This is a genomic window from Stenotrophomonas sp. TWI819, assembly GCF_039673075.1.
Classification (GTDB): domain Bacteria; phylum Pseudomonadota; class Gammaproteobacteria; order Xanthomonadales; family Xanthomonadaceae; genus Stenotrophomonas; species Stenotrophomonas rhizophila_B.
Window position 1 is genome coordinate 87595 of record NZ_JBDJKY010000005.1, and the last position, 11480, is coordinate 99074.

Here is an 11480-nt window from a genome sequence, read left to right on the forward strand (position 1 = left end):
TCATGCTGCTGATTCTCGCCCTGATCTACGTCAACGCGGAACGATGGATCGGGGTGACTCCGCTGACCCTGCCGCAGCTCTTGGAAATCTTGGCAACGAAGATAGAGGCAAGTATCGCTTTTGGTGCCCTACTGATTGCGATCGCGGCGCGACGAGGCTTCATAGAAGCCAAGCAACTGGATATCAAACTGGCACTCGAAGCGGAGATCACCAACATCCAGGCGGATGCCGCTAGCCTTATCAACGAGTGCACGCATATTGCCGAGAGGATGGCAAAAGTCGAAAGTGATGGGAGAGAGGCACTCGCGAGTGCCCAAATCGGAGTTCCGGCTTGTATCACGGCCGCTCTACAGCGCGATTTCAAAGAAATGTTGGGAGCTTCGCGATCATTGCCATCTGCACAGCGGGGGTTTGGCACCATCTCGCGAAGATTCTTTGACATCGAGCGCAAGTTCGGCCCGGTGATCAGGACCAGCATCCTGACGACGATTGCCCTACGGCAAGCCAGAAAGGCCCTAGATGCTATTGATAATGCCGCCACTTTGATTGAGCCGCTCGATCATTGGCGGATTGAGGAATTTCTACTCAGGCAGCATATTCACGCCGGATCCAGTGCCAATCATTTCCTGCGGGTCGTGGCGGAGCGCAGCGGGTGGTTCTATGGATGGATAGGTGCTGCTTCCGCTATAGGATCACCATCCATCTTTAAGCCCTCCGTGTTCAATGTCGTCGGGATGGCTAAGAAGCTGTGGTGAGTGGTGCGGGATTGATGCTCCCGCAGTTTTGAGGGTAGATTCACTACCATCGCGCACGACCCAGCCCCGGCCAACCACCGGGGCTTTTTCTTTGCCCGCTTCCCAGACCGGATCAACCCTCGCGCCTAGCCGGCAGCGGGGCGGGCGCCATTCCGAGGTAGACATGAGCCAGTTCGATGAGGTCATCAATCGCGTGCTGGCCCATGAGGGTGGGTACGTAAACGATCCCCGGGACCCCGGCGGTGAGACTCAGTGGGGCATCAGCAAGCGCTCTTATCCCCACCTCAACATCCGCGCTCTGACCCGCGCTGATGCAGTTGAGATCTATCGCAAGGACTTCTGGTTGCGGGTTCAGGGCGAAAAGCTGCCCCGGGCATTCGCGTTCCAGGCACTGGATGCTGCCGTGAACCACGGTATCGGCAATGCCGCGCGCTGGATCCAGAGAGCTGCGGGTGTTGCCGACGATGGTGTTATCGGGCCGCGCACCATGGCCGCAGTGGCAAGCAAGGATCCCGCCGATCTGGTGCTGTTGTTCAACGCCGAGCGGCTGGAGTTCTACGCCAAGCTGAGCACGTTCGATACGTTCGGGAAGGGCTGGACGCGTCGCGTCGCCGGGAATCTGCGGTACGCCGCACAGGACAACTGATGACGGCGGCAGCAAAAAAGAAGGCCCGGCTGTCGCCGGTCAGCCAGCTACAGGGTGTGTTGCTCGTTCTGGACGGTAAGGCGAAGGTGCCGACCGCTGAGCTGATGGTGACCATCCGGGGCATGGTGAGCGACGCTCTGGCAGTAATGCAGGAGCCTGATGCCACCAAACAACGTATCGCTTTCGTGCTGCTGGCCATTCAGCAGTCCACCGATGTCGCAGTGCGCGTGGTGCGGGGCAAGGAGCTGACACGGGTCACCGTGGTCGACCAGCCGCTGTACCACTGGGCGCTGCGCGAGATTCACGCACTGGCAGGTGCCGCATGACCTTCGCGACCCGAAACGTCGGCGCGGCCCGCGTGGGCATCGCCGTGCTGGTGCTGTTCCTGGTCGGCATGGCCATGGCCGCGCTGGTGTCTATCGCCATCCCGCCCGAGAACAAGGATTCGTTCGGCATGCTGATTGGCGGCTTGAACAACGCCACCGGCATGGTGATCGGTTACTTCTTCGGCATGACCCGCAGGGGCAATGGGGCCTGATATGAATCGCACGCTGATCGCAGTGCTCGCGTTCGTTGCGTGGTCGGCCGGGATGTTTGGCACTGGTTGGGCTTGGCGTGGCGACCGAGCCGAGGGAGCGGAAGCGCGACAGGAGGCAAGCACCAGCGCCGCGGCGGCTGACCAGGTAAACCAAGCCCGCACGACTGAGCACACCCAGGCCGACACCATGGCCACCATCGGAGCGAAGCATGAAGAAGACCGCGCTGCGGCCGAGGCCGTCCCTGCTGCTGTTGTGGCTGAGCTGCATGCTGGCACTGTCCGGCTGCGCCACGACCTCGCGACCTGCCACACCGGTCGCCTGTCCGAAGCTGCCGCCGGCGCCGCCCAACGTGATGCGCCCGCCGACCTCGGAGTCACGGTTGCGGGCCCTGCTATTGGAATCGGTCGAGACGCCGACGACCAACTTCGCGCCTGCCAAGCCGTGATCCGGGCAGATAGATAGTGCCGGCGCGTGCTCCTAAGCATCGGCCCCGCAAGGTCGAGGCAGCGGTGCATGTCCCAGCGGAGGCTGTCCGCCTCACCACTGCACAGCGCGGCTACGGCGGGCGATGGCAGAAGGCACGCGAGACGTTCCTCAAGCGTGACCCGCTCTGCGCGGAGTGTCAGCGAAATGGGCGAGTGACCCTTGCTCGCATCGTCGATCACGTCATTCCCCATCGCGGTGACCAGGAGCTCTTCTGGGACACCAGCAACTGGCAGCCGCTGTGCAAGCGCTGCCACGACGTGAAGACAGCAGGCGAGGACGGTGGCTTCGGCAACCGGCCGCGGCCCAATGCGCGAAGCTGAACGGATCCATCTGAAGCTGAACGAAAATCAGCATCACGAACCTGAACGGGGGAGGGGCGGGTCGAAAGTTCAGCGCGTCCGCACGCCTGACCGTGCGCCCAGGCGTTTATATGCACCGTCAGTTGAGAAAAACCATTTTTTCGCGGTCACCCGGCCGCCCTCGGAACGAACATGGCGAATCCCCGCAAACCGACATCGCTGAAAGTGGTGGCCGGAACGGATCGCCCCGACCGCGCGCCGCCGGCGCCGGCCGCCGAGCTGCCCCTGGTATCCGACGTACCGCCGGCGCCGGATTGGCTACCGAATGCCCACGCCATCAAGGAATGGGACCGGCTGGCACCGATCCTGCACGCAAACAAGCTGCTCACCGAGGCAGGCCTGTCCGCGTTCGGCCAGCTGTGCGCGCTGCATGGAAATACCGTGCAGCTCTACGCCGCCGGCCTGGCCCCGGTGGCGTCGATGGTCTCGCAGCTGCGCGGCCTGATGAACGACTTCGGGTTGACGCCCGTTGCCCAGGGCAAGGTCCGGCCGTCAGGCGATGTCGAGAAGACCGGGAACGCCTTCGCCAACAACGGTGCGAAGCGGAAGACCCGTGCGTGATTACGTTGGTATCGCCACGGCATATGCCGAAGAGGCGGTAGCCGACAAGAAGGGAAAGAAGTTCGGCAAGTGGATTCGGCTGGCAGGCAAGCGGTTCCTCGCGGACCTCAAGCGCGCCAAGCGGAAGCGGCCGCCGTTCCTGTTCGATGAGTGGCACGCATGCGATCCATGCGACTTCATCGAGAAGCTGCCCCACGTTGAAGGGAAGTGGGCACGACCGGAGATCGAGCTGCACCGGTCCCACGTGTTCTTCGTGGTGCAGCTGTTCGGCTTCCGCAACCTCGATGGCAGCCGGCGCTTCACCTCGGCGCTGTTCGCAGTTGCCCGCAAGAACGCCAAGTCCACGTTGGCCGCGGCGATCCTGCTGTACTGCCAGTGCTGTGAAGAGGAAGAGGGCGCCCAGATCATCTCGGCGGCCACGACCGGCAGCCAGGCACGGATCATCTTCAACGTCGCCAAGCGGATGACGGAGAAGACGCCCGACCTGCAGGAGGCGTTCGGGCTTGCGTGCTGGGCCAACGCGATCAGTCGCGTGGAGACGGGGGCAACCTTCAAGCCCATCAACTCCAAGGCGAGCACGCAGGACGGCCTGAATCCGTCGCACGTAGGCCTGGATGAAATCCACGCTCACAAGTCGGCGGACCTGTTGAATGTGCTGACGTCAGCGGCGGGCGCACGCAGCAACCCGCTGTGGCTTTACACCACGACCGAGGGGTATACCAACCCGGGGCCGTGGGGGGAAATAAGGCAGTTCGCCAAGCAGGTGCTGCAAGGCATCCTGGGCGACTCGGCCGACCACTTCCTGGTGGTGTTCTTCGCCGTTGACGATGACGACGACGAGTTCGACGAATCGGCTTGGCCCAAGGCCAACCCGCTGATGGACGCTAACCCGCACCTGCTGAAGGCGATCCGCAAGGAGGCCGTCGAGGCGCGGCAGATGCCCTCGAAGCTGGCCGAATTCAAGATCAAGCGGCTCAACCGGCCGGCTTCCTCCGCCACCGGCTGGGTGGACCTGACGAAGTGGCAGAAGTGCGGCGGCGCCGTCGATCTGGACTGGCTCGCCGGGCAGCCGTGCTGGGGCGCATTCGATCTGGCCAGCACGCTGGATATGACGTCTTGGCGCCTGGTGTGGAAGGTGGACGACGTCTATTACACCTGGGGCCGTCGATTCGTTCCGGCGGACGCGGTGCGGGCACGCACTGAGCGCGGCGTGGTTCCGTATGCGGGTTGGGTGGCTGCCGGGTTGATTGAGGCTACCGAAGGCGAGGTCACCGACTACAGCGTGGTGGAGGCGCGGATTCGTGAAGACATCGCCCGGTTCGCACCTCTGGCGATCGGCTACGACCGCTGGAACGCTGCTGAAATTGCACAGCGGCTCTTGGCCGATGGGCACCCGCTGGTCGAGTTCAACCAGACCACGAAGAACTACCACCCAGCCATGCAGGAGCTGGAACGGGCGTACATCGGAAAAAAGGTGTGCCACGGGAACGACCAGGTCCTGAACTGGTGTGCGTCCAACCTCATCGCTGTGAAAGACGGAAACCTGAATATGAAGCCTGACAAGAAGCGATCGCCGGACAAGATCGATGACATGGCGGCACTGCTGATGGCTATTGGTCTCAGCATGCCTACCGCTGGCCAGGACGACGCCAGCGACTTCATTTCCAACCCGGTGATCGGATGAAGACCAAGGCAGCCAAGCCGGGCCGCTTGCGTTCGGCGGCGCTGAAATGGCTGGGTGTGCCTGTTCACCTGACCGATGGCGAGTTCTGGACCAAGTACTTCGGCGCTCACTCGGCTGCCGGCGTGCCGATAAACGACGAGACGGTGTTGAAGCTGTCGGCAGTATGGTCGTGCGTTCGGCTCATCTCAGAGACCATATCGACGCTACCGCTTTCGATGTACGAGAAGACGAGCGGCGGCAAAAGGGTGGCGAGCCACCATCCGCTCCAGTTCATCCTGCACGATCAGCCCAACGCTGACACGACAGCCGCAGTGCATTGGGAGGCGAGCGTGGCTGCGATGCTGCTGCGCGGGAATGCTCGCTGCGAGAAGCTGATGATTGGCGGCCGTGTGGTAGGCCTTCATTTCCTGCACCCGGACCGGCTCACCTCGTTCCGACGGGATGGGGTCAAGGTCTGGCGGTACACCGATGAAAATGGACTCCAGCGGGAAATACCGAACGAGCGGGTGTGGGGGATCCCGGGCTTCTCCCTCGACGGAAAAGAGGGTGTTTCCGTCATCGGCTACGGGGCTGAGGTGTTTGGTGCAGCCATTGGCGCTGACATGGCTGCTAGCTCCACGTTCGCGAAGGGGCTGATGCCGACCACGGCGATCACGTATCCGAATACATTGAAGCCCGGTCAACGCGATGAGGCGCGCGAGACCCTGGAGGCCTTGAGCGGTGCGGTCAATGCCGGCCGTCCCGTCATCCTCGAGGCCGGTTCAGAAATCAAGACGATCGGCATCAACCCATCCGATGCGCAGCTGCTCGAATCTCGCGCCTTCTCGGTAGAGGAAATCTGCCGATGGTTCCGCGTACCGCCCTTCATGGTGGGTCACAGCGAGAAATCCACCAGCTGGGGAACGGGCATCGAGCAGCAGATGATCGGCTTCCTCACCTTCACCCTGGGGCCGTGGCTTCGACGAATCGAGCAGGCGATCAGCAAGGATCTTCTGACGCCGGCGGAACGACTGAGGTACTACCCGAAGTTTGCGGTGGAAGGGCTGCTCCGTGCTGATAGCGCCGGCCGCGCTTCCTTTTACGCCGCTATGGTCAACAACGGCATCCTGACGCGTGACGAAGTCCGCGAGCTGGAAGACCGGGAGCCCATGGGCGGAAACGCCGCTGTGCTCACGGTCCAGACGGCGTTGGCGCCACTGGACAAGCTCGGCCAGGCCGAAGACGGAAACGCAGCCCGCGCGTCAATGCGCGCTTTCCTCGGCGTGCCTGACGCCACCAGCAAGGAATAAGAGATGACCATCCGTGCAACCCCGGGCGTCCCCAGCGGACGGCCGCAGATGGACGTGCGCAGCTACATCGCGCCGACTGCATTTGATCGCTGGGACTCCAGCATTCGCGCGGCTGCCGAAAGTGAGGAAGACCGCACTATCGGCATCTACGACGTCATCGGCGAAGACTGGTGGACGGGCGGCGGCTTTACTGCCAAGCGCATGTCAGCTGCCCTGAGATCGCTCGGCAAGGGTCCTGTGACCGTGGCGATCAACTCGCCCGGCGGGGACATGTTCGAAGGCCTGGCGATGTACTCGATGCTGAGAGAGCACCCCGGCGAGGTGACCGTGAAGGTCATGGGAATCGCCGCCTCTGCCGCTTCGATCATTGCAATGGCCGGGGATCAGGTCCAGGTGGCGCGCGCCGGTTTCCTGATGATCCACAACTGCTGGCTGCTCGCTGCGGGCAACCGACACGAGCTGCGCGAGATCGCCGACCAGCTGGAGCCTTTCGACCAGGCCATGGCCGACGTCTATGCGGCCCGGACCGGTGAGGACGTCAAGGCGATGCAGAAGCTGATGGATCGCGAGTCCTACATCGGCGGAAGCGCTGCTGTATCGCAAGGCTTCGCTGATTCGCTGCTCGACTCCGATGAGATCAGCAAGACCGACGACGGCAAAAACGCGTCAGCCGTTCGCCGTATGGAGGCAGCGCTCCGGGCATCGGGGATGCCCAAGTCCGAGGCAATGCGTCTTATCAGCCAATTCAAGTCCAGCGCGGGTGATCCCGCTGGCAGCGGTGAGGGCGAGCCCACCGAACACGGCCAGCGTGACGCTGCCGGCTTCACGACCACCGCGGCGCTGGCCGCGAACCTCACCAACATCCTGTAAGGAGAGCCTCAATGGCCCAGATCGACGACGACATCAAGAACATCAACGCCAGCCTCGGGCAGGTGAATGAACAGCTGAAGAAGCACGCGGAGCAGGCCAAGGCCGACATCAGCGCGCATGCACAGCTGTCCGAAGAAACCAAGGGCAAGGTCGACCAGCTGTTGGTCGCCCAGGGCGAGCTGCAGGCCAACCTGCAGGCAGCCCAGCAGGTGATCGCCAAGCTCGAGCAGGGCGGCGGGGTGCCGGCCAAGGCACGCACCATCGGCGAGATCGTGGCGACCTCCGACGTGTGCAAGAACTTCAACCCCGGCATGCAGGGCAGTTTCACGGTCAAGGCCGCGATCACGCGCGAGGACGCATCGGCGGGCAGCCTTATCGAGCCGCACCGTATCCCGGGAATCGTGGCCACCCCGAACCAGCGCCTGTTTCTTCGCGATCTGCTCACCTGGGGCACGACCACGTCGGATAGCCTGGAGTACGTGCGGGAAACGGGATTCACCAACAATTCCGAAGTCGTGGCCGAGAATCCGACCAACCCGAAGCCTGAGTCTGACTTGGCCTTCGAGCTGGACTCGGCGAAGGTCGCAACCATTGCGCACTGGATTCGCGCCTCCAAGCAGGTCCTGCGCGACGCCGGCATGCTGCAGGCCTACATCAACGGCCGCCTGATGTACGGCCTGAAGCTGAAGGAAGAAGCCCAGCTGTTGAAGGGCTCGGGCGTTGGCCTGAATATCAACGGCCTGTACACCCAGGCGACGACCTACGCGAACCCGGGTGTGGTGGTGCAGAACGAGACCGCCATCGACCGTCTGCGCATTGCCATGCTGCAAGTCACCCTGGCCGAGTACGAGGCCGACGGCATCGTGCTGAACCCGATCGACTGGACCACCATCGAGCTGTCGAAGACCACCGAGAACGCCTACCTCTTCGCCACGCCGCGTGGCCTCGCCGTTCCCGGCCTGTGGGCACGTCCGGTCGTGGCCACCAAGGCCATGGACCTGGGCGACTTCCTGACCGGTGCCTTCAAGATGGGCGCTCAGGGCTGGGACCGCGAGCAGGCGAACATCACCGTCTCCAACCAGGACCGCGACAACTTCGTCAAGAACATGGTCACCATCCTCTGCGAAGAGGACGTGGGCTTGACCGTCTTCCGCCCCGAGGCCTTCGTGAAGGGCGGCTTCGACGGCCTGCCGGTCACCGATGGCGCGGGCGCCGGCGGCTGATCCCCTGAGGCGCCCGGTAGCCCCGGGCGCTTCCCCTGACGAAGGAACCGAATCATGGCCAAGGTCATTGCACTCACCTCGTTCGAACACCACGGAAGCCGCAGCCGCGGCGCACAGTTCGACGTATCCGCCCAGCACGCAGACTTGCTGGCCAAGCGCGGCCTCGTGAAGCTGACTGGGCAGTCCGCCCCGGCCGGCGGCTCCCCCGCGGCGCCGACCAGCGAGACCAACGATGGCGCTCAGCTGGTCCGCCAGAAGGCTTCCGACGCGATCGCGGCGATTGCGGCGGTGACCGACCTCGCACGGCTTGACGCAGCGCTGAAGGCGGAGACTGCCAAGGGCGATAAAGCTCGCGCCACGGTGGTTGAAGCGATTGAAACCGCCATCAAGGCCGCAACGCAGGCCCAGGCCTGAGCCATGCGCCTGGTGACCATCGAACAGGCCCGGCAGCATTGTCGGGCCGATAGCGACGACGACCAGATGCTGACCCTCTACGGAGGCGCGGCTGAAGACGCAGCCCAGGACTTCCTGAATCGTCGCGTCTACGAGGACGAGGATGCGCTCGCGGCAGCGGTTCTGGCCGGCGCCGCGGGCTGTGACCCGATCATCGTCAACGACGCGATCCGGGCGGCGGTGCTGCTCACCCTCGGGCACTTGTACGCCAACCGCGAAAACGTGATCACCGGGACCATCGTGTCGGAGATGAAGGAAGGAACGCGCAGCCTGCTCTGGCCCTACCGGGTCGGGCTGGGGGTTTGACGTGGGAATTCCGGCCGGCCAGCGGCGCCATCTGATTCGCTTCGAGCGGAAGGTTTCCGTCAGCAACGACCTCGGAGAGGCTGTGGGTGTTGAGTGGGTCCGCGTCGTAGAGGTCTGGGCGAGGCTCACCAACCAGTTGAGTGCGACGGCTGAGGCAGTCGCCTCAGGCGCGGACTCTTACCGCGAGCAGGTCCGCTGGGACATTTTGCCGCGAGAGATCGACCCCAGCTGGCGCATCATCGACCGCATGGGCCGCATCTACGACATCAAGTCTGCCGGCACCAGCAACGACGGCAGTGAGACGGCGATCATCGCTGTCGCAGGCCTCAATCAAGGCTGATCTCATGAGTATCAACGTCGATATCCGCGGCCTCTCCGGGCTCGCGGAAGACTTCGCGTCGCTGAAGAAGGGGGCCCAGCAGCGTGTGCTACGGCAGGCGACCATGGCCGGCGCCCGGGTGGGCCGTGACGCGGTGCGCGATGCCGCACCAATCGACGAGGGAGCCACACGCAGGGGTGTCGTGGCTGCGGCGAAGAGAGACAACGATCCTGGCACTTTCACTTCTGGTGTGAGAGTCCGCTCGGTAGAACGCCACGACCGCCGCTCCAGCCCCGCCTACACCTGGCGCTTCTCCGAACTCGGCACGAGCAAGGAACCGGCTCGGCCATGGATTCGCCCGAGCTGGGACAGCCATGAGGGTGAAATCGCCGACGCAGTACGGGAGCGATTGGCATCCGCTATAGACGAGGCGTTGGGGCGGCGATGATTGAGAAAACCATCCAACAGCGGCTTTCCGCACTTGCTGGGGGCAGGGTCTACGGCGGCGTGGCACCCACGCCCGTGGTGCGTCCTTACATCACCCATTTCCATGTCGGCGGCGAGCTCGGCATGACCTTCTCTGGTGCCGATGGCAGTGATGCTGGCGCCGTGCAGATCGACTGCTGGGCTGATAGCCGCGGCGAAGCCACGGCCCTGGCATGGGAGGTGAAGCGCCTCTTGGAAGTCCAGGACGCAGATTTTGCCGCCAGCAGCATCCGTCGCCTCCCCGGTGACTACGAGTCCGACACAAAGCTCTTCCGCGTGTCCTGGGAAGTCGCAGCAACCACTGAAACTCCAACCTGAGGAACCATCATGACCTCCAAGTACACCCGATCGCAGGGCACGCGCCTGATGATCTCCATCGAATCGGCCGAGGCTCTGCCGGTCGGAACCCCGGATGACGAGGACTACATCGAACTGGGTTGCACGCTCAAGGGCTACAACCGCGCCGGCGGCCAGCGGACCGAGATCGATGTGTCGACGTTCTGCAGCGAAGTGGTCGAGAAAGATTTCGGCCTGAAGGACAACGGCACGGCAACGTTCAACGGCAACTACTTCGATGGCGACGAGGCGCAGGATCAGCTCCGCGACGCCGAGGAAACCGGCGATCGCTACATCTTCCGGGTCATCGACAGCCGAAACCGCGAAGCGCGCTTCGTGGGTGTGGTCACCCAGACCAGCGAAGAATCCAGCGTCAACGGCGCCTGGTCTGCCACCTTCACGGTCGCGATCGTGAGCCGCATTGTCCGGGTGGCCTACGTGCCGCCGGTCCCGTAAGGAGATCTCATGGCGAAGCAGAGCAACCTGCGCGCCCTCGCCACGGCCCCGCTCACGCCCTTCAAGCATGAGCGGCTCACCGTCGACGAATGGGAAGGCGCAAAGCTGATCGTGCGGCAGCTCACCGCCGGCGATTGGATCGACTACCGGGCCTCGATCGCGCGTGCACGCGAGGCCGCCGGGCTGGAGCCAGGCGAGCCGTCCGAGCGTCCGGTCAACGTGATTCCGGCAACTGCGCTGGTGTTGGTGCGCACGCTCTTCGGAGAGGACGGCAAGCGCGTGCTCAGCGACCGCGATGCGGACGATGTGGCCGCCTCTTTCTCTGAGGTGCATGGCCGCTTGGTCGACAAGGCGTTCTCGTTGTCGGGGATCACTACCACCTCTGATCCGGTGGCCGACGCGGGAAACGTCTGACGCAGGAGCCGGACCTGCGGTTTATGTGTGACCTCGCGCTCCGGATGGGGCGAACGCTTCGGGAGCTGCGCGAGACGATGGAGCCGGACGAGCTGGCGATATGGCTCGCGCGTAACCGTGAATCCCCGATCGGCATGGACCGGGAAGACTTCCACGCTGCGCAAGTCGCGGCGGCGATGGGGGGCGGCAAGATCGGCGATCTCATGCCTCGCTGGGGCGAAGCGGCAGGGGATGACCCCGACTCGGCGATGGATCGCCTGATGGGCGGCTGACAACAGCCGCCATTTCCTTTTCTTCT

At 63.7% G+C, this 11480-nt stretch carries 19 protein-coding genes; all 19 read left to right on the forward strand.

Annotated elements, in window-relative coordinates; translation table 11 throughout:
• Positions 1–2 precede the first annotated feature (2 nt).
• Positions 3–755: a hypothetical protein gene (locus ABE463_RS08675; protein WP_346467879.1), complete on the forward strand. Its 753-nt coding sequence runs from the start codon at positions 3–5 to the stop codon at positions 753–755.
• 163 nt (positions 756–918) lie between these two features.
• Positions 919–1401 (forward strand): glycosyl hydrolase 108 family protein, encoded by a 483-nt coding sequence (locus ABE463_RS08680; RefSeq protein ID WP_346467880.1) that lies wholly within the window; start codon positions 919–921, stop codon positions 1399–1401.
• Positions 1401–1727, forward strand: a complete 327-nt coding sequence (locus tag ABE463_RS08685; RefSeq protein WP_346467881.1) for a hypothetical protein — start codon at positions 1401–1403, stop codon at positions 1725–1727. Before ABE463_RS08680 ends, ABE463_RS08685 begins: the two co-directional genes overlap by 1 nt.
• Complete coding sequence (locus ABE463_RS08690; protein WP_121042010.1) at positions 1724–1939, forward strand: hypothetical protein; 216 nt, start codon at positions 1724–1726, stop codon at positions 1937–1939. Before ABE463_RS08685 ends, ABE463_RS08690 begins: the two co-directional genes overlap by 4 nt.
• Positions 1940–1991: 52 nt before the next feature.
• Entirely contained in the window at positions 1992–2402 is a 411-nt protein-coding gene (locus ABE463_RS08695) for a lysis system i-spanin subunit Rz (protein WP_346468015.1), read from the forward strand.
• A gap of 47 nt (positions 2403–2449) precedes the next feature.
• Entirely contained in the window at positions 2450–2746 is a 297-nt protein-coding gene (locus ABE463_RS08700; protein ID WP_346467882.1) for an HNH endonuclease signature motif containing protein, read from the forward strand.
• 171 nt (positions 2747–2917) lie between these two features.
• Complete coding sequence (locus ABE463_RS08705) at positions 2918–3346, forward strand: hypothetical protein (RefSeq protein WP_070427050.1); 429 nt, start codon at positions 2918–2920, stop codon at positions 3344–3346.
• Positions 3339–5030, forward strand: a complete 1692-nt coding sequence (locus ABE463_RS08710; protein ID WP_346467883.1) for a terminase TerL endonuclease subunit — start codon at positions 3339–3341, stop codon at positions 5028–5030. Before ABE463_RS08705 ends, ABE463_RS08710 begins: the two co-directional genes overlap by 8 nt.
• Positions 5027–6319: a phage portal protein gene (locus tag ABE463_RS08715; protein ID WP_346467884.1), complete on the forward strand. Its 1293-nt coding sequence runs from the start codon at positions 5027–5029 to the stop codon at positions 6317–6319. The genes ABE463_RS08710 and ABE463_RS08715 overlap by 4 nt, the downstream gene beginning before the upstream one ends.
• Before the next feature lie 3 nt (positions 6320–6322).
• On the forward strand, positions 6323–7189 hold the full coding sequence (locus tag ABE463_RS08720) for a head maturation protease, ClpP-related (protein WP_346467885.1): 867 nt from the start codon (positions 6323–6325) through the stop codon (positions 7187–7189).
• 11 nt (positions 7190–7200) lie between these two features.
• Positions 7201–8412 (forward strand): phage major capsid protein, encoded by a 1212-nt coding sequence (locus ABE463_RS08725; protein WP_346467886.1) that lies wholly within the window; start codon positions 7201–7203, stop codon positions 8410–8412.
• A gap of 54 nt (positions 8413–8466) precedes the next feature.
• A complete protein-coding gene (locus tag ABE463_RS08730; protein ID WP_346467887.1) occupies positions 8467–8826 on the forward strand; it encodes a hypothetical protein in 360 nt (119 codons plus the stop codon).
• Between the two features lie 3 nt (positions 8827–8829).
• Complete coding sequence (locus tag ABE463_RS08735) at positions 8830–9171, forward strand: head-tail connector protein (RefSeq protein ID WP_346467888.1); 342 nt, start codon at positions 8830–8832, stop codon at positions 9169–9171.
• A 1-nt stretch (position 9172) separates the two neighbouring features.
• A complete protein-coding gene (locus tag ABE463_RS08740) occupies positions 9173–9511 on the forward strand; it encodes a head-tail adaptor protein (RefSeq protein ID WP_346467889.1) in 339 nt (112 codons plus the stop codon).
• Positions 9512–9515: 4 nt separating this feature from the next.
• Complete coding sequence (locus ABE463_RS08745; protein ID WP_346467890.1) at positions 9516–9938, forward strand: HK97-gp10 family putative phage morphogenesis protein; 423 nt, start codon at positions 9516–9518, stop codon at positions 9936–9938.
• Positions 9935–10294: a DUF3168 domain-containing protein gene (locus ABE463_RS08750; protein ID WP_346467891.1), complete on the forward strand. Its 360-nt coding sequence runs from the start codon at positions 9935–9937 to the stop codon at positions 10292–10294. Before ABE463_RS08745 ends, ABE463_RS08750 begins: the two co-directional genes overlap by 4 nt.
• 9 nt (positions 10295–10303) lie before the next feature.
• Positions 10304–10768, forward strand: a complete 465-nt coding sequence (locus ABE463_RS08755; RefSeq protein WP_346467892.1) for a hypothetical protein — start codon at positions 10304–10306, stop codon at positions 10766–10768.
• 9 nt (positions 10769–10777) lie between these two features.
• Complete coding sequence (locus tag ABE463_RS08760) at positions 10778–11182, forward strand: phage tail assembly chaperone (RefSeq protein WP_346467893.1); 405 nt, start codon at positions 10778–10780, stop codon at positions 11180–11182.
• A gap of 23 nt (positions 11183–11205) precedes the next feature.
• A complete protein-coding gene (locus tag ABE463_RS08765; protein ID WP_346467894.1) occupies positions 11206–11454 on the forward strand; it encodes a DUF4035 domain-containing protein in 249 nt (82 codons plus the stop codon).
• Positions 11455–11480 lie beyond the last annotated feature (26 nt).

Coding starts and splice junctions, on each gene's coding strand:
- ABE463_RS08705 (WP_070427050.1), top strand. CDS start 2,918: ATGGCGAATCCCCGCAAACCGACATCGCTGAAAGTGGTGGCCGGAACG.
- ABE463_RS08685 (WP_346467881.1), top strand. CDS start 1,401: ATGACGGCGGCAGCAAAAAAGAAGGCCCGGCTGTCGCCGGTCAGCCAG.
- ABE463_RS08695 (WP_346468015.1), top strand. CDS start 1,992: ATGTTTGGCACTGGTTGGGCTTGGCGTGGCGACCGAGCCGAGGGAGCG.
- ABE463_RS08745 (WP_346467890.1), top strand. CDS start 9,516: ATGAGTATCAACGTCGATATCCGCGGCCTCTCCGGGCTCGCGGAAGAC.
- ABE463_RS08675 (WP_346467879.1), top strand. CDS start 3: ATGCTGCTGATTCTCGCCCTGATCTACGTCAACGCGGAACGATGGATC.
- ABE463_RS08730 (WP_346467887.1), top strand. CDS start 8,467: ATGGCCAAGGTCATTGCACTCACCTCGTTCGAACACCACGGAAGCCGC.
- ABE463_RS08735 (WP_346467888.1), top strand. CDS start 8,830: ATGCGCCTGGTGACCATCGAACAGGCCCGGCAGCATTGTCGGGCCGAT.
- ABE463_RS08715 (WP_346467884.1), top strand. CDS start 5,027: ATGAAGACCAAGGCAGCCAAGCCGGGCCGCTTGCGTTCGGCGGCGCTG.
- ABE463_RS08765 (WP_346467894.1), top strand. CDS start 11,206: ATGTGTGACCTCGCGCTCCGGATGGGGCGAACGCTTCGGGAGCTGCGC.
- ABE463_RS08725 (WP_346467886.1), top strand. CDS start 7,201: ATGGCCCAGATCGACGACGACATCAAGAACATCAACGCCAGCCTCGGG.
- ABE463_RS08760 (WP_346467893.1), top strand. CDS start 10,778: ATGGCGAAGCAGAGCAACCTGCGCGCCCTCGCCACGGCCCCGCTCACG.
- ABE463_RS08755 (WP_346467892.1), top strand. CDS start 10,304: ATGACCTCCAAGTACACCCGATCGCAGGGCACGCGCCTGATGATCTCC.
- ABE463_RS08720 (WP_346467885.1), top strand. CDS start 6,323: ATGACCATCCGTGCAACCCCGGGCGTCCCCAGCGGACGGCCGCAGATG.
- ABE463_RS08680 (WP_346467880.1), top strand. CDS start 919: ATGAGCCAGTTCGATGAGGTCATCAATCGCGTGCTGGCCCATGAGGGT.
- ABE463_RS08690 (WP_121042010.1), top strand. CDS start 1,724: ATGACCTTCGCGACCCGAAACGTCGGCGCGGCCCGCGTGGGCATCGCC.
- ABE463_RS08750 (WP_346467891.1), top strand. CDS start 9,935: ATGATTGAGAAAACCATCCAACAGCGGCTTTCCGCACTTGCTGGGGGC.